At 69.4% G+C, this 16,441-nt stretch carries 13 protein-coding genes; 8 read left to right on the plus strand and 5 right to left on the minus strand.

Translation table 11 applies throughout. The annotated features are described in order from the left end of the window. Positions 1–13 precede the first annotated feature (13 nt). Both ACTWPP_RS10335 and ACTWPP_RS10340 read right to left on the minus strand, forming a co-directional pair. Complete coding sequence (locus ACTWPP_RS10335) at positions 14–1,153, minus strand: sensor histidine kinase (RefSeq protein ID WP_443103933.1); 1,140 nt, start codon at positions 1,151–1,153, stop codon at positions 14–16. 322 nt (positions 1,154–1,475) lie between these two features. Beyond that, positions 1,476–3,566, minus strand: a complete 2,091-nt coding sequence (locus tag ACTWPP_RS10340; RefSeq protein WP_443103934.1) for a DNA gyrase/topoisomerase IV subunit B — start codon at positions 3,564–3,566, stop codon at positions 1,476–1,478. Between the two features lie 227 nt (positions 3,567–3,793). Between ACTWPP_RS10340 and ACTWPP_RS10345 the strand changes: the two genes are divergently transcribed. The 4 genes from ACTWPP_RS10345 to ACTWPP_RS10360 all read left to right on the plus strand — a co-directional run bounded on the left by ACTWPP_RS10345 (position 3,794) and on the right by ACTWPP_RS10360 (position 7,337). Then, entirely contained in the window at positions 3,794–4,696 is a 903-nt protein-coding gene (locus ACTWPP_RS10345; RefSeq protein WP_443103935.1) for an ABC transporter ATP-binding protein, read from the plus strand. Then, complete coding sequence (locus tag ACTWPP_RS10350; protein ID WP_443103936.1) at positions 4,693–5,766, plus strand: ABC transporter permease; 1,074 nt, start codon at positions 4,693–4,695, stop codon at positions 5,764–5,766. Before ACTWPP_RS10345 ends, ACTWPP_RS10350 begins: the two co-directional genes overlap by 4 nt. 119 nt (positions 5,767–5,885) lie before the next feature. Next, a complete protein-coding gene (locus tag ACTWPP_RS10355; protein ID WP_443103937.1) occupies positions 5,886–6,116 on the plus strand; it encodes a DUF7455 domain-containing protein in 231 nt (76 codons plus the stop codon). A 441-nt stretch (positions 6,117–6,557) separates the two neighbouring features. Beyond that, entirely contained in the window at positions 6,558–7,337 is a 780-nt protein-coding gene (locus tag ACTWPP_RS10360) for a YaaA family protein (protein ID WP_443103938.1), read from the plus strand. Positions 7,338–7,460: 123 nt separating this feature from the next. Here ACTWPP_RS10360 and ACTWPP_RS10365 read toward each other — a convergent pair whose 3' ends face one another. The 3 genes from ACTWPP_RS10365 to ACTWPP_RS10375 all read right to left on the minus strand — a co-directional run bounded on the left by ACTWPP_RS10365 (position 7,461) and on the right by ACTWPP_RS10375 (position 12,637). Continuing rightward, positions 7,461–9,086 (minus strand): RNA polymerase sigma factor, encoded by a 1,626-nt coding sequence (locus ACTWPP_RS10365; RefSeq protein ID WP_443104009.1) that lies wholly within the window; start codon positions 9,084–9,086, stop codon positions 7,461–7,463. A 312-nt stretch (positions 9,087–9,398) separates the two neighbouring features. Continuing rightward, entirely contained in the window at positions 9,399–11,516 is a 2,118-nt protein-coding gene (locus tag ACTWPP_RS10370; protein ID WP_443103939.1) for a SpoIIE family protein phosphatase, read from the minus strand. A gap of 539 nt (positions 11,517–12,055) precedes the next feature. Next, a complete protein-coding gene (locus ACTWPP_RS10375; RefSeq protein ID WP_443103940.1) occupies positions 12,056–12,637 on the minus strand; it encodes an HhH-GPD-type base excision DNA repair protein in 582 nt (193 codons plus the stop codon). Positions 12,638–12,730: 93 nt separating this feature from the next. On the opposite strand from ACTWPP_RS10375, the gene ACTWPP_RS10380 reads away from it, so the two are divergent. From ACTWPP_RS10380 to ACTWPP_RS10395, 4 genes are all read left to right on the plus strand, one after another. After that, positions 12,731–13,435, plus strand: coding sequence for a molybdopterin-dependent oxidoreductase (locus tag ACTWPP_RS10380; protein ID WP_443103941.1), 705 nt, complete (start codon positions 12,731–12,733; stop codon positions 13,433–13,435). Continuing rightward, a complete protein-coding gene (locus ACTWPP_RS10385) occupies positions 13,422–14,207 on the plus strand; it encodes a cytochrome b/b6 domain-containing protein (RefSeq protein WP_443103942.1) in 786 nt (261 codons plus the stop codon). The genes ACTWPP_RS10380 and ACTWPP_RS10385 overlap by 14 nt, the downstream gene beginning before the upstream one ends. A gap of 141 nt (positions 14,208–14,348) precedes the next feature. Next, positions 14,349–14,597 (plus strand): hypothetical protein, encoded by a 249-nt coding sequence (locus tag ACTWPP_RS10390; protein ID WP_443103943.1) that lies wholly within the window; start codon positions 14,349–14,351, stop codon positions 14,595–14,597. Positions 14,598–14,844: 247 nt separating this feature from the next. After that, a complete protein-coding gene (locus ACTWPP_RS10395; RefSeq protein ID WP_443104010.1) occupies positions 14,845–16,383 on the plus strand; it encodes a hypothetical protein in 1,539 nt (512 codons plus the stop codon). Positions 16,384–16,441: the final 58 nt, after the last annotated feature.

Here is a 16,441-nt window from a genome sequence, read left to right on the forward strand (position 1 = left end):
GTCCCGTCTTCCGTCACACCGGCACTCTGAGGGACACACGGAATCCCTTGCCGTCCGGCCCGGTCATCAGGGTGCCATCGATCAGCTCGGCGCGTTCCCGCATCCCCACCAGGCCGTACCCGCCGCCGTCCGATCCCGCGGCGGTCTCCGTGCTGCCGCTGTCGGTCACTTCGAGTTCCACCTTGTCGCTGAGGTAGCGCAGGGTCACGTGTGCGCGCGCGCCGGGAGCGTGTTTGCGGACATTGGTGAGCGCCTCCTGCGTTGTGCGGACGACGGCGAGCCCCGCCTGGGGCGACAGTTCGCGCGGTACACCCGTCACCTGAACGTCGCAGGGGCGGCCGGTGCTCGCGTAGAACTCCTCGGCCAGCTCGGCGATGACCTCCTTGGGTTCCGGGATCTCACCGCGCAGCGTGGCCAGCGCCCGTCTGGTCTCCTCCAGGCCCGAGCGGGCGAGGCTCCGCGCGCGCTCCACCCGGTCCAGGGCTTGCACACGGTCGCCGTCCCGGGACAGCAGGAGCCTCGCACCCTCCAGGTGGACGATCTGCGCCGACAGCGAATGGGCTAGGATGTCGTGGATCTCCCGCGCGAGGTGGGACCGTTCGGCGAGCACGGCGTTGGCGGCCTCCGCGCGGCGGGTCGCCTCCTGCGCGGCGACGCCCTGCCGGCTCGCCGCGGCGCCCAGGGTGACGCCCATGAAGGCGACCAGCAGCCCGAGGTCGGCGCCGTCGTCCCGGAACACTTCTCCGAGGACGGCCACCGCGACGATCGTCACAGCGCTCGCCGCGATGCCCCAGGTCAGCGGAAGCCTGCTGAACAGCGCCCAGAGAGCGATCATGGCGGTGACGAATCCCGCGCCGAAGTCGGGCTCGATCCCGTAGAACGCCACCGAGGCCGCCACGGCGCCCGCCAGCAGGAAGATCGATGCCGCCCGCCACCGTGACTCCTTCTTCCGGCCGACGCGCATGCCTCCGGCCAGAAAAACGATCATGACGACGTTCAGGAGGGTGATGCCCAGGCCGAGTCCGTGCAGCGCCGGCGGATCCTCGGAGTCGAAGAGGGCGCGCACGTAGGCGAACAGCGCCCACGCCAGCAGGACGCCGACGACGACCGCCGTGGCGTACCGCTCCACGAGCGACGTGCGGCTGCACTTCACGGTACGACGCCAACCGCTGCGGTACCGATCGGTCTCCCCGCCGACGACCCGACGACCGGCCTCCGCACGACCAGGTTCCGGAGGGCGGGGTTCCGCACGACCAGGTTTTGGACGGCCACCGACATGCTGGGGAAACACGGGCGAGCGGTCGTCGCGCAAGTGACGCCCACCATCGCGGCGGCGAGCAATGCGTTGTCCGGCGGGTTCATGGTGACCGACGCTACGCTCCGGTGACCTCGCACGGATCGGCGTCAGGCTGGAGTTCCGCTCTCCACCGCAGGGTGGACGCGCCACGTCCGCGCGCGTCCACCGTGCGGACGGACTACACGTCGATGCGTTCGGCGTCGAGTTCCGAGGCGCCGGCGGTGATGAACGCGCGGCGCGGGGCCACGTCGCTGCCCATCAGCAGGTCGAAGACCTTCGCGGCCTCGTCGGCGTCCTCGATGCGGATGCGGCGCAGGATGCGGTACCGCGGGTCCATGGTGGTCTCCGCGAGCTGATCGGCGTCCATCTCACCGAGGCCCTTGTAGCGCTGGATGGGCTCCTTCCAGCGCTGGCCCTTGCGCTCGAACTCCACGAGCTTGCGGGTGAGCTCCCCGTCGCTGTAGCAGTAGACGTACTTGTCCTGGCCCTTCTTCGGCTTGATCAGCTCGATGCGGTGCAGCGGCGGGACGGCCGTGTAGACCCGTCCCTCCTCCAGCATCGGACGCATGTAGCGGTACAGCAGCGTCAGCAGCAGGGTGCGGATGTGGGAGCCGTCGACGTCCGCGTCCGCCATCAGGATGATCCGCCCGTAGCGGGACGCGTCGATGTCGAAGGTGCGGCCCGAGCCGGCGCCGATCACCTGGATGATCGCGGCGCACTCGGCGTTCTTGAGCATGTCGGCGACGGACGCCTTCTGCACGTTCAGGATCTTGCCGCGGATCGGCAGCAGCGCCTGGAACTCGGAGTTGCGGGCCAGCTTCGCGGTGCCGAGGGCCGAGTCGCCCTCGACGATGAACAGCTCGCTGCGGTCGTCGGCGGTGCGGCAGTCGACGAGCTTGGCCGGGAGGGCGGAGTTCTCCAGGGCGTTCTTGCGGCGCTGGTTGTCGCGCTGGGTGCGGGCGGCGATGCGGGTCTTGGCCGCGCCGACGACCTTCTCCAGGACGGCCCGCAACGGCTGCTTCTGGCCGCGCGGCGGATTCTCGAAGATCGCCCGCAGCTCGCGCATGACGACCTGGGAGACGATGCGGGTGGCCGCGGAGGTGCCGAGGACCTCCTTGGTCTGGCCCTCGAACTGCGGCTCGGGAAGCCGGACCGTCACCACGGCGGTGAGGCCCTCCAGCACGTCCTCCTTGAGGACGTCCTCGTCGCCGTTCTTCAGCAGCTTGGTGGCACGGAGCTGCTCGTTGACGACCTTCAGCACGGCGCGGTCGAAGCCCCGCACGTGCGTGCCGCCCTTCGGGGTGGCGATCACGTTGACGAACGACTTGGTGATGGTGTCGTAGCCGGTGCCCCAGCGCAGCGCGATGTCGACCTCGAGGTCGCGTTCCACGTCGGTGGGCGTCAGGTGGCCCTGGTCGTCCAGCACGGGGACGGTCTCGGTGAAGTGGCCGCGGCCCCGCAGCCGCAGCACGTCGACGAGCGGGGCGTCCTTGGCCAGGTAGGTGCAGAACTCGCCGATGCCGCCGTCGAACCGGAACGTCTCGTCCAGGACCTCCTCGCCGCGCTCGTCGCGGACGTCGATGGTGAGGCCGGGGATGAGGAACGCGGTCTGGCGCATCCGGTCCAGGACGAGGGACTGCTCGACCGTGGCGTCCTTCAGGAAGATCTGCAGGTCGGGCCAGAAGCGGACCCGGGTGCCCGTGACCTTCTTGGCGACCTTGCGGACCTGCCGGACGCCGGACTTCTTCTTGAACCGGGCGTTCGGGCGGCCGTCGTCGGCGAACTCGCCGGGCAGGCCGCGCCGGAAGCTGATCGCGTGGGTGTGCCCGTCGCGGTCGACCTCCACGTCCAGGCGGGCGGACAGCGCGTTGACGACGGACGCGCCGACGCCGTGCAGGCCCCCGGACGCCGTGTAGGACACCCCGCCGAACTTGCCGCCCGCGTGCAGCCGGGTCATGACCAGCTCGACGCCGGGAAGGCCCGTCTTGGGCTCCAGGTCGACCGGGATGCCGCGGCCGTTGTCGGCCACCTCGAAGGACCCGTCGGCGTGCAACAGCACGCTGATGTGGGTGCAGTAGCCGGCGAGCGCCTCGTCGACGCAGTTGTCGACGATCTCCCACAGGCAGTGTGCGAGGCCCCGGTTGTCGGTCGACCCGACGTACATGCCGGGTCGCTTGCGCACGGCCTCCAGGCCCTCCAGCACCGAAAGGTGCCGGGCGGAGTAGCCGTGCGGGTCTTCGGTTGTCGCTTCGGCGGTCGCAGCGGTCAACGTGCGTGTGCTCCTCGGGGGTAGGACGGTCGGCAGCAGGGTACCCCCGGCCACCGACAATCCACCGGCAGGCTCGCCGCCGCCGACGTTGCGGCACGTCTGCGCGGCGGACCCGGACGGTTGGCCAGGTTACCCCGCTCCCGGGCCGCCCGGCCCCCGACTTCTGGACCCGAACGTCCACCTTCGGGTGGGTGTGCCCGGCATTAGCCCCACCTATCGTCCTCCGCATGGCGCAAACGATCGAGGTCACGGGCCTCCGCAAACGATACGGGGACGTCCGGGCCGTGGACGGGGTGACGTTCGAAGTCGAGGAGGGCGAGTTCTTCGGGATCCTCGGCCCGAACGGCGCGGGGAAGACGACGACGCTGGAGATCATTGAGGGGCTGCGGGAGGCCGACGAGGGGGACGTGTCGGTGCTCGGGATGTCGCCGTGGCCGCGGAACCCCCGGTTGCTGCCGCGGATCGGCGTCCAGTTGCAGGCGTCGTCGTTCTTCGAGCGGCTGACCACGCGCGAGCAGCTGCGGACGTTCGGCTCGCTCTACGGCGTCCCTTCCAAGAGGGCCGACGCGATGATGGAGCTGGTCGGGCTGGACGACAAGGCCGACGTCCGGGTCGAGAAGCTCTCGGGCGGCCAGGCGCAGCGCCTGTCCATCGCGTGCGCGCTCGTGCACGGCCCGGAGCTCCTGTTCCTGGACGAGCCGACCGCCGCGCTGGATCCGCAGGCGCGCCGCAACCTCTGGGACGTCCTGCGCGAGATCAGCACGGAGGGGCGCACGATCGTCCTGACCACGCACTACATGGACGAGGCGGAGATTCTCTGCGACCGCGTCGCCATCATGGACGCGGGCGAGATCCTGCGGCTCGGCCCGCCGGCCGTGCTGGTGCGCGGCCTGGACGCCCCGGCCAGGATCAGCGTGGCCAGCGGCATCCTGGCGGCCGAGGACGCGCGGCTTCTGCCGGGCGCGGACGAAACCGTCGACGACGGCGTCTCCCTGACCATCTCCACCCGCGACCCGTCGGCCGTGGTCGCGGCCATGGCGGCCAAGGACGCGCTCGACGGTGTCCAGATCCGCGGCGCCACCCTTGAGGACGTCTTCCTGGAAGTCACCGGACGGGAGTACAGGGCGTGAGCACGTACCAGAGTTTCAAGAGCCTGTCCCGGGCCATGTACCTGGGCTTCCAGCGGGACCGGACCGCGTTGTTCTTCACCGTCGTGTTCCCCCTGATGTTCCTGGTCATCTTCGGCGGGATCTTCAGCGATCAGACGACGTCCAAGGTGGAGGTGCTGACGATCGGCAAGGTGCCGGTGCTGGACAAGGCCATCGCCCGGGGCGGAGACGAGCTCGGAGAGGTCATGAAGGTCACCAAGGCGTCCGACCGGGCCGACGCCCTGCGCAAGGTGGAGAAGGGCGATGTGCACGGCGCCGTGGAGCAGCGCGGCAGTGAGCTGGTCGTCCACTACTCCGCGGCGGACCAGGTCAAGTCGGGGACGGTGCGGGGGCTGATGGACTCGATCGTCCAGTCGGCGAACCAGGCTGTCACCGGCAGGCCGCCCGCCTACACGCTGTCCACCGAGCGGGTGGAGGACGATTCGCTCAAGGCCATCCAGTTCTTCACGCCCGCCCTGCTGGGCTGGGCTCTGGCGTCGGCGGCCGTCTTCGGGGCGTCCCAGACGCTCGTGACATGGCGGACCAAGGGCATCCTGCGCCGCCTCCAGCTCTCCCCCGCGCCGCTGCCCACCGTGTTCGCCGCGCGGGTCGCGGTCAGCGTCGCCGTCGCTCTCGTGCAGTTCGCGTTGTTCGTGCTGGTGGCGCAGCTTCCGATGTTCGGGCTCCAACTGGAGGGCGCCTGGTGGATGGCCATCCCGCTGCTGATCGCGGGCGTCCTCGCCTTCCTGTCGATCGGAATGATCATCGGTGCGTGGGCCAGGTCCCAGGAGACGGCGAACGCGGTGACGCAGCTCATCGTCCTGCCCATGGCGTTCCTGGGCGGCTCGTTCTTCCCGCTGGAGGAGACACCGGGCTGGATGCAGACGCTGTCGTACATCTTCCCGCTGCGGTACCTGAACGAGGGCATGCTCAATGTGATGAGCCGCGGCCTCGGGCCGACCTCGGCATTCGCCGAAATCGGCATCCTGGCGGGCGTCGCGGCCGTCGGCGCGTTGATCGCCTTGCGCCTGTTCCGATGGGAGGCCGCCTAATGTGACCTCGGTCACCAATTGGGCCATTCTGCTGTGGGCGTACGAAGAACCAGGTTGGGAACGCCAGCGTCGGGTTAGATGTTGTCCTAAGTACCGACCCCGAGCATGAGGAAGGTGCCGTGACTGGAGCCCTTGCCCCAACCAAGCCGCTGACCGTCGCCGACCGATGCGACCGCTGCGGCGCCCAGGCCTACGTCCGTGCTGTCCTTGTAGGCGGCGGCGACCTTCTGTTCTGCGCCCACCACGGGCGCAAGTACTCAGAGGCGCTCCGCTCTAACGGGGCGGACATTCAGGACGAGACCGACCGGCTCACTGAAACCCCGGCGATCGCTCCGTCCGAGGAGCGTTAAACCTCCATATAGCAGGAGCCCTGAACGGCGGTCACCGGAGACGGTGGCCGCCGTTCACATTCCGCCCCTTCGGCTCTCAAGGGAGCCAATGGGACATGACTTCATAGGGTGATCAATTAATCGCCCTCCGTGATCAACGGGTGACACGGGTCACCATTTCGCCTCGGCTCCCACGTGCCGGTGACATTCTTCACCTCGATGGTGATACCTCCTGGGCCTCCTGGGCCAGGACGGAGCCGGCGCGTTCGGTGACCCCGCCGACATGGCGAGGCGGACAGCCGCCAATATCCTGGGTGGACGGCGCGGGCCATGCCGCGGCGCCCGGCACGTCGAGGGTCGGCTCCGGGCACCGTGCCAGCACTCGCACCGCGTCGCCGCCCCGGCGGCACCCAAGCCCAAGCACTCGCACCGCTTCCAGGTGCCGCGCCATCGAGGGGGATCGTGCACATCCTGCTGCCACCGTCGGAGAAGAAGGCCGCCGACTGGGACGGTCCGCCCCTCGACCTGACCTCGCTGAGCTTCCCGGGGCTCAATCCAGTGCGCGAGCGCGTCCTGGCGGCCTTGCAGCGGGCGTGCCGCCGGGACGACGCGCCAAGCGTCCTCGGCCTGCCGAAGGGGCAGACCGAAGAGGCGCTGGCCCGGAACAGAGCGCTGCGGGAAGCCCCCGCGCTGCCCGTCGCGCGGCTCTACACCGGCGTCCTCTACGACAATCTGGACCTCCCCGGGCTGGACGCAGCGGCCGCCGCCGAGCAGATCATCGTCTTCTCGGGGCTGTGGGGCGCGCTGAGGCTCACCGACCGCGTCCCGCCTTACCGGCTGGCCATGGCGGTGTCGCTGCCGCCTCGCGGCCGTCTGGGGGCGTTGTGGCGGCCGGCGATGCGGGATGCGCTGCGGCTGGACGGCGACCTGATCGTCGACATGCGTTCCGGGCCGTACGCGTCCGTCTGGAAGGCACCCCGGCCGGCCGTGGCAGTCCGGGTGTTCCGGGAACGAACCGCCTGCGGCGTCCCCCCGGGGGTGGCGGGGCGCGGCCACCGGGGTGAAACACAGCGGACCGTGGTCAGTCACATGGCGAAGGCGACCCGCGGGCAGATCGCACACGACCTGCTCAAGGCGGGCACCGCACCGCGCACCCCGGACGAGCTTCTGAAGACCGTCGCCGACCTCGGCCACACCGTGGAGCTGAACGGCACGAACCTCGACGTCATCCTGCGCGACTGAAACCGACCGCCAGCGAGGCGTGTAAGGCGTCCGCCCCCGGAAAGGGGCCCACCAAAGAACAGGGCCCCGCACATGGGCGGGACCCTGATTCGCAGGTCGGTCTCCGGTGGGCGGAGAACCCGATCAGTCGAGGTAGTCGCGCAGGACCTGGGACCGGGACGGGTGACGCAGCTTCGACATGGTCTTGGACTCGATCTGGCGGATGCGCTCACGGGTCACCCCGTAAACCTTGCCGATCTCGTCCAGGGTCTTCGGCTGGCCGTCGGTTAGGCCGAACCGCATCGACACCACGCCCGCCTCGCGCTCGCTGAGCGTGTCCAGGACGGAGTGGAGCTGCTCCTGCAAAAGCGTGAAGCTGACCGCGTCGGCCGGGACGATGGCCTCGGAGTCCTCGATGAGGTCACCGAACTCGCTGTCGCCGTCCTCACCGAGCGGGGTGTGCAGCGAAATCGGCTCACGGCCGTACTTCTGGACCTCGACGACCTTCTCAGGGGTCATGTCGAGTTCCTTGGCCAGCTCCTCCGGGGTGGGCTCGCGGCCCAGGTCCTGGAGCATCTGCCGCTGCACCCGCGCCAGCTTGTTGATGACCTCGACCATGTGCACCGGTATGCGGATGGTGCGGGCCTGGTCTGCCATCGCGCGCGTTATGGCCTGCCGGATCCACCAGGTGGCGTACGTGGAGAACTTGTAGCCCTTGGTGTAGTCGAACTTCTCGACCGCGCGGATCAGGCCGAGGTTGCCCTCCTGGATCAGGTCCAGGAACAGCATCCCGCGTCCGGTGTAGCGCTTGGCCAGCGACACGACCAGCCGCAGGTTCGCCTCCAGCAGGTGGTTCTTCGCGCGGCGGCCGTCCTCGGCGATCCACTCGAAGTCCTCGTTGTCCTCCTCGGACATCGCGGTACCGTCGGCGGCGAGGCGCTCCTCGGCGAAGAGTCCCGCCTCGATGCGCTTGGCGAGCTCCACCTCCTGCTCGGCGTTCAGCAGGGGGACCTTGCCGATCTGCTTGAGGTAGTCCTTGACCGGGTCGGCGGTGGCTCCGGCGGCCGCGATCTGCTGCGCGGGCGCGTCCTCGTCGTCGTCGCCGAGGGTGAAGCCCTCCTCCTCGGCGGTGGGCGCGGCGCCCTCCGCGGCCTGCTTGCCCGCGGGGACCACCTTCGGCGCGGGAGCGGCCGGGGCCTCCTCGTCCTCGCTGTCGGGCGCCACCTCGGCCACGGCGGCCGTGTCGTCCTCCAGCTCGACGTCCAGGACGGTCAGATCCTCGTCGAGGTCGACGTCCACCTCGTCGACCTCGGGGTCGTCGCCCGCCTTCTCGGCGGGCTTGACCGGGGCCGCCTCGGCGGCCTGCACCGCGCCCTTCTTGGCGGGCGCGGCCTTCTTGGACTTGGCGCCCTTGGCGGGCGCGGCCTTCTTCGGCGCGGGCTTGGCCGCGGCCGCGGGCTTCGGGGCGGCCGGGCGCGGCTCGGCGACGGCCTCCTCGGGAGCCGCGTCGTCGCCGACGACGGCGGTCACCGTGTCGGGCTGCTCCTTGGCCGCCGCGGCGGTCCTGGGCCTGCGCGCCGGCGGCGTCCCGCGCTTACGCGGACGCTTGGGCGCCGCGGAGTCGGCAGCGCTCACCATGACGGTCACACCCTCCTTGCTGAGGCTCCGCAGAATGCTGGAGGCCTTCGACACGGGGATGTCGGCCTCCTCGAACGTACGTCGTACGTCGTCGGCTTCGAGGTAACCCTGGGACCGTCCACGCTCGATCAGTTGCGCGATGACGTGATCGTGCAGATCTGACGCTTTCGAGGTCGAGCTAGCAGGCGACACAAATACCTCTCGAACGAACGTGTGGCTTGGTTGACCCAAGTGCCCTGACGGGCCCGGCCTCACACTGGGTGGGACCACACACAGAGGACCTCCCGGTGCGGGACCGCAGCGTACCCGCTATCTCTGGGTCAAGCATTCTGGCACTGCTGCGCATTCCGCCTGTGAAGTCCTACCCGGTAACTCTCCACCTTAGAGGGCGCGGGGCGGTCCTTCGTACGTGCCAGGCCGTCTTCGTGCCGTCTCCGGCGGACCTCACACGAGTTTGGGCGGGACGTGCAGGGCAAGCACGGTCACATCGTCTACCTGCTCATACCCGGCAAGCATCCGATCGACCAGGAAGTCGACGAGTCTCTCGGGATCTCCTACCACTTCAGGTGGGGCGTCCGCCGCCACGGCGACAAGCTCCTCAAGCCCGGCGTCCACCCCACGCCTACGGTTCTCCACAAGTCCATCGGAATAGAACACCACAGTGTTGCCGGTCTCGATGGAAAAACTTGTCTGCTGCCGCTGGCTCGGCCAGCCGAGCGGCGTCCCCGGCTCCCGCGTGCTGACCCTCGCAGGCGTGTCCGGCGAGATCAGCAGGGGTGGCGGGTGGCCCGCGTTGCTGAACTCGCCCTGCCCGGTCTCCGGGTCGATGACCGCGTAGGCGACCGTGGTGAACTGCTCCTCGTCCTCGGTGGCGCTGAACAGCCGGTCGAGGCCGGCCAGGACGGCGGCGGGACGCGGATCGTTCAGCGCGAGGGCGCGCAGGGCGTTGCGGACGCGTCCCATTCCGGCCGCGGCGAGGACGCCCTTGCCCATGACGTCTCCGACGGCCACGGCGAGGCGGTCGTCGGCCAGGCGGAACACGTCGTACCAGTCGCCGCCGACCTGGACGTGACGGGTCGCCGGGTTGTAGCGGGCCGCCAGCACCATGCCGGGGAGCTGCGGAAGATCGCTCGGCAGGAGGCTTCGCTGGAGCTCCTCGGCGGTCTTGTGCTCACGCTCGAACAGCAGGGCCCGTTCCACGGCCAGAGCGCACTGGCCGGCGAGCGCCTCAAGGAAGACCCGCTCCTCCTCGGTGATCTCCCTGGGGCGGGTGAACGAGAAGCGGAGCGCACCGATCGGGGCGCCCGCCGCCAGGAGCGGAAGACCCACCCAGGCGCGTTCTTCGGTGTGCTGGGCGAACAGATCCTTCTCGCCGTGGCCCAGCTGCAGGCGCAGACTGTCGGGATGCTCGGCCAGGAACGGACGGCTCTCGCGCACCGCAACCGACATCACGGTCTGATCACTGACCTTGATGTCGTCGCGGGAGACGGAACCGACCTCGCCTTCGGCGCCCGGCTGAGACGGCGCCACGATGCTGAGGCGCAGCTTGTCGTCGTCCAGGAGCGCCACTGCGGAGTAGTCGGCACCGATGGCCGACCGTCCCACTTCGGTGATGACCTGGACGACCTGGGAGACGGTCAGGGCCTCGGCCAGCATCGAGGTCGCCTGCTGGAGGCGCGCGGTGCGCAGCGCGGCCGCCGACAGCTGCTCAGTCAGCCGCCCGCGCATCTCCTCGGCCTCGCGCTGCCCGGTGACGTCGGTGTTGGCGCCGACCCACTCGATGACCGCGTCGCCCTGCCAGATGGGCACGGCCCGCACGTCGAAGTGCCGGTAGGTGCCGCTCTTGGTGCGGATCCTGTAGTTGGTCTCGAAGACCCGGTTCTCCTCGACGCATTCGCGCCAGGCGGCCTCGATGCGGGGACGGTCCTCGGGGTGCACCACCGACAGCCAGCCGCCGACCGCGTAGTCGTCCGGCGTCTGGCCGGTGATCGCACGCCATTCTGGCGCGTCGTCGATCACGCCGCCCGCCGGGGCGGCGACCCACACGACCTGGGCGCTGGCCTCCACGAGCGAGCGGTAGCGCTGCTCCTTGCGGCGGATGACCTCCTCGGCCCTGCGCCGCTCGGTCACGTCCAGCGCGGTCAGGACGACACCCAGATGCTCACCGTCGCCGTCCCTGGCGGGCAGCCACGTGCAGGCCAGAATCCGCTCCTCGAGCGCCGTGGCCACTCCCGCGGTGTCGCCGGGAGCTCCAGCCGGAGCGGGCGGGGCGGAAGGACCGGGCGGACCGGCCGGCTCACCGGGCGGGACGACCAGATCGAAGTCGGTCAGCGGGCGGTCTTCGGCGATCACCTTGTGCAGGGCCGTCTCGAACGCCGTCGCCAGCGCCTCGGGCAGCACCTCGGAAGGCCTGCCCCGCTGCAGATCACGCACAGGGACGCCCAGAAGCGCCGCGAGGGCGTCATTCGCCCTGCGGCAACGCAGATCACGGTCGAAGAACGCCAGCCCACCGGGGGCTTCCGTCAGCAATGTCGCGTACAGCGCGGCGTCGGACGCATCCATGGGCTGCCCCTCCACCCCTGAGACGCGAGGATGCGGAACGGACGTCTCGGTGCTCATGGACAACACCTCCGCCCCAGAGGGTCCCGTACCGCGCGGCTAGTTTTCATCACTATGAGTGAATGGGAGCAGGCTAGCGCTCCCGCCTCCATCACAACACCGGTCGGAGTCAGGTACTCATCATCCCGATGGTTCGTCGCGTACGGAAGCCCTGATGAACATCCTCGTTCCCTTCGGCTCCAGACGAACCCGTCGGATTCGGACACCATCGCTGAGGACGCGGGAGGCGGTCCGCCAGGACGGCGAGTAGGAGATGCTACGGCGCACGCGCACCACACGGCGTCAACTCGGCTCCTTCGGAGTGTTGGCCGTTTCCGCCCAGGGACGACCCCTGGAACCCCGTTGCGAGCCGGTCGATCCCCACGCCACGGTTTCGGTGGGTTATGACCGTGCAGGTCGGTGCCATGTCGCTGCGGTCGCCCGGCTCGGCGGGCATGGGCCCTCCGCTCGCTGCCCTCGCTCCACGCGTGGGTCGCGACTCTCTACTTGGTCCCCTTGGCGGCGGTCTTTTGTTCCTGTTTGAAAGCTCGCACCTTCGCCAGGGACTCGGGACCGGTGATATCGGCTACGGAGCGGTGTGAGCCTTCTTCGCCATAGGCGCCGGCAGCCTCGCGCCAGCCTTCCGGCCGGATTCCGTACTGCTTGCCTAGGAGCGCCAGGAAAATCTGTGCCTTCTGCTTGCCGAAGCCGGGCAGGCCGTGCAGGCGCTTGAACAGTTCCTTGCCGCTGTCCACGCCCTGCCACACCTTCTCGGCGTCCCCGTCATAGTTCTCCACGAGGTACTGGCACAGCTGCTGCACCCGCTTGGCCATCGCCCCGGGGTACCGGTGGACGGCCGGCTTCTCCGACAGCACCGCTGCGAAGCGCTCGGGGTCGTGCGCGGCGATCTCGTGCGCGTCCAGGTCGTCGGAGCCGAGCCGCTGGACGATGGTGTAGGGGCCGGAGAACGCCCACTCCATCGGGATCTGCTGATCGAGCAGCATGCCCACCAGCGCGGCCAGCGGGCTGCGTCCGAGCAGTTCGTCGGCTTCCGGACGCTGTGCGAGATGAACCTTCGTGGCCATGGGCACAGCTTAAGGCCGCCTCAGATCTGTCAGAAGTCTTACAGGGGCCGCCGGGACCTGGCGTGCCGCCGGCCACAGTGCTCGAATGAAGACGTGAACGAGGAGGAGCGAGCAGAAGGCAGTCCCGTGGGACGGCGGGTGGTGCTCGGGATGCTCGGCCTCGGCGTGGCGGGGGTCGCCGTGGGAGCGTCCGTGCAGGACAAGGTGAGTCGCGCCTTGGCGCCGGTGGGTCCGATCGGGGACGTCCTCCCGGCCGCAGGCGGTTTTCGCTACTACTCCGTCACCGGGAGCGTGGAGCGGCATAGCGCTGCAACCCACCGCGTGACCGTTAAGGGCCTCGTCGACAAGCCCCAGGCGTTCCGCCTGGCCGACCTGGCGACGCTCCCGCAAACGACCCTGAAGAGGGATTTCCAGTGCGTGACGGGTTGGCGGGTACCGGACGTGCAGTGGGTCGGAGTGGCACTGCCCGATCTGCTGGACGCGGTCGGCGTATCACCGAAGGCCCGTGCCGTGCGATTCACGTCGTTCGACGGTGTCTACACCGAGTCGCTGACGCTGGAACAGGCGCGACGGCGGGACGTCCTGGTCGCGACACAGATGGAAGGCAAGCCGGTCACACACGATCACGGCGGGCCGACGCGGCTTTACGTCGCGCCCATGTACGGCTATAAGTCGCTGAAGTGGCTCGACGGCATCGAACTGACCGACGAGCTCATACCCGGCTACTGGGAGAACCTCGGGTACGACGTGCACGCCTGGGTCGGGCGGTCGAACGGGCGTGACGATGTCCCAACGTGACGTGCCGCAACGCGGCGCGGTCTCGTCCAAGCGGGTCCGGCTGGAGCGGTTCACGCGTGCCGAGCGGTCGATCCACCACGTGACCGCTCTGTTGATGCTGATCTGCCTGGTCACCGCGGCGTTGTTGTATCTGCCGATGCTGTCGACCCTTGTGGGCCGCCGGGAGATGGTCAAGACCGTCCACGTGTGGTGCGGGTTCGCTCTGCCTGTGCCGATCGTGCTCGGGCTCGTGTCCCGCGCCTTCAGGGCCGACCTCCGGCGGTTCAACAGATTCGCCCCGCACGACTGGAAATGGCTCAAGAGCGGTGACCGCAGGGTCGTGCAAGGCGGACGCGGAATCTTCCCCGTGGGCAAGTTCAACGCGGGGCAGAAACTGAATGCGGCGTTCACCGCGGGCGCGATCCTCATCATGCTCGGCACCGGCGAGATCATGACGTTCCCCGGCCCATGGGGAGACCGGTGGCGGACGGGCGCCACGTTCGTCCACGACTGGCTCTTCCTCGTCATCGCCGTGGTGACGGCGGGGCACCTGTGGGAGGCGTTCCGGGACCGCGGCGCGCTCGACGGGATGCTGACCGGGCGCGTCGATCTCGACTGGGCGGCACGGCACCACGCGGGCTGGGCGGACGCCTGGCAGCGGTCACGGAACGTCATCCAGAGACCCTCAGACGGATCGCAGGGAACGCGTGTCAGGACGACCGACGGCGATCCGGACGGGGCCTCCGAGGAAGATGGCTCAGAATTTGCGAAACGACGCCCCCGTTTATCTTGACTCTCCCCACAAAAGCGCTGGAATGGGACATCGAGGCGCGGTTCACGCGGAAGCTCTCGATCTTGGGTCGATTCGTACGCGCTTCGCCTCGACCGGCGGCGTCCCCGTCCGCCGGAACCCCGTGTGCGGAGGTGTGCGCAGATGCCTGCACTGGCCGATCACCGGAGCGAGACCCGCGACGAGCTCACACAACGGCTTGGCGACGAGTTCGCGACCTTTCCCTTGGACGCGGTGCACCGGTGTGTGGCGGACGTCCAGGCGTGCATGACCCATCTTGGGCTTGAAGCCACGCCTGCCAGAGTCGAACGGATGGCACGCGAACATCTCACCGGCATACTGAAATCGGAGCCGCCCTCCGGGCGCGCAACGGCTGACGGGGTGGACGGCTGAGCCGTCGGCCGCGTGCCCACAAGGTGATGGCGCGTAACCTGTGGGCGTTGTGCACGGGCACCCGTGGAACTGTGCGCGTGCCCTGCGGTGTGGTCGTCCAGCCGGTCTTCGGACATGTCCTGGACATCGCCCGCGCCTGATCTGAGAGGCTAGAAGCGTGAGTCCCCGCAGCCGCCACCGCTCCTCCGGGGATCCTGGCCGGGACGGACCGACGCCCCCGGACGAGGTCTCGGCGATTTTCGACGGCATGCTGCAGCACGCCCGCGAGCTGCTGGCCGTACGCAGCCCCCTGGACGCCGAACTCATCGTCAGCGAGATCCTCGGGGCCTGGTGGGGGCACCGGGTACCGGACGGCGACGTCGAGGAGGTCATCGGCGAGGCCCTCGTCGACTACGCCAGGACGGCCGGGACACCGGCCGCGCTGGCACTGCTCACCGGCATGGCCTACATGGGCACGCCGCGGCAGGCGGCCAAGGCCGAGCGCGCGGCGCTCGAGCTGATGGAGAACGGGGTCGCCAGACCGGGATGGGCCGATCGCGTCGGAATGGTCGCTCCCGAGGACTGCTACGTGTCCAGGGACGTCTTCGGCGACCAGGACTCCATCGTCTGCACCTACAGCTACGGAGGCGCCGAACAGCACGCCCTGGTCATCCTGGTCGATCGCAACAAGGCCGGGGCCGTCCAGCCGGCGGGCGACCCGTTCGCCCCGGCCGCACGCGCCGGACGGCCGCCGACGAGCGGCATGGTCAGGGACGCCTGGGTCTCGTCCAGGGTCGACAAGCTCCTCGACCATTGCCGCCGCGAAGGCCGCGACAACCCGCTGATGCGGTTCGAGCAGCTCGATCCGCGCGACACCAAGGCGCTGCTGCGGAGCGCCCTCGACCTCACCGACGGCACCGACGACCCGCCGGTGAACGAGAACTTCGGCGCCTACCACGCCTTCGTCCGGGCGCGGGTGGACATCCTGCCGCCGGGCGGCCGGCTGCCCCAGCCGCCGGTGTACGGGCGCGACAGGCGCGCGACGATCGCGGCGCGGTTCCTCGCCTCGGACGAGGCCGAGGACCTGTCCGACCGCTCGGCCGCCAGCCGGTGCGTCGACCGCATCATCGACTACGGCTGCACGCACGACTTCGGGCGGCCGCTGCGGGTCAGCCCCCTCAAATGCGAGATGTTCCTCCTCGACTGGCTGCCACGTAAGGTTTTACTTTCCCCGACGGAACAAGATGCTGTTCCTCACGTACTGGCCGCGTGGGTGCGGTGGGCGGGCAAGCGCACAGGCCTGCCCGAAGAGGGCATCAGGGCGACGCTGGACGCCCTCTGGGACGCCACGGCGAAATTCTCCGACGCCTACCGTGACCCGTCCGCATTCGGCCTCGACCGCGAACTCGTCGGCCGGCTGCTGCCCGACGGCGACCTGGAGGCGCTGCCCCGCCGGGCGTTCGCCCTGCCGTTCCTGTCCGGCACGCACCGCCGGTCCGGGCGGCACGGCTACATCAACCTGTCGACCTTGGACCCCGCCGACCCGGACGACCGCCGCGTCGTCCTGGAGTTCGAGCATCCAGGAGCCGACGAAGAACACATCGAGGCGCACGAACGCCTCACGGAACGGCTGTGGGACGGTGAACCGCCGCAGCTGTGGGAGACCGCCCAGTCGCTGCTCGACGTCGGCTACGAACGCCATGAGATCCTGCACAGACTCATCGACGTCCTCGACCGTTCCGGGGACGATCCTGAGGCTCTCCGCGAGGCCCTGCGTGTGCTGCGTCACGAACCCCCACCCGAGTGAACTCCCGGTTTGCGCGCGGCGTCCCCGGCGACAATCATCGGGTCTCGGGCATGGTCTC

The organism is Actinomadura sp. 3N407 (genome assembly GCF_052245875.1).
Taxonomy (GTDB): domain Bacteria; phylum Actinomycetota; class Actinomycetes; order Streptosporangiales; family Streptosporangiaceae; genus Spirillospora.

Excerpts from the sequence above, each read along its gene's own strand:
- ACTWPP_RS10395 (WP_443104010.1), top strand. The coding sequence starts at position 14,845 with ATGCTGCAGCACGCCCGCGAGCTGCTGGCCGTACGCAGCCCCCTGGAC.
- ACTWPP_RS10345 (WP_443103935.1), top strand. The coding sequence starts at position 3,794 with ATGGCGCAAACGATCGAGGTCACGGGCCTCCGCAAACGATACGGGGAC.
- ACTWPP_RS10370 (WP_443103939.1), bottom strand. The coding sequence starts at position 11,516 with ATGGATGCGTCCGACGCCGCGCTGTACGCGACATTGCTGACGGAAGCC.
- ACTWPP_RS10385 (WP_443103942.1), top strand. The coding sequence starts at position 13,422 with ATGTCCCAACGTGACGTGCCGCAACGCGGCGCGGTCTCGTCCAAGCGG.
- ACTWPP_RS10375 (WP_443103940.1), bottom strand. The coding sequence starts at position 12,637 with ATGGCCACGAAGGTTCATCTCGCACAGCGTCCGGAAGCCGACGAACTG.
- ACTWPP_RS10390 (WP_443103943.1), top strand. The coding sequence starts at position 14,349 with ATGCCTGCACTGGCCGATCACCGGAGCGAGACCCGCGACGAGCTCACA.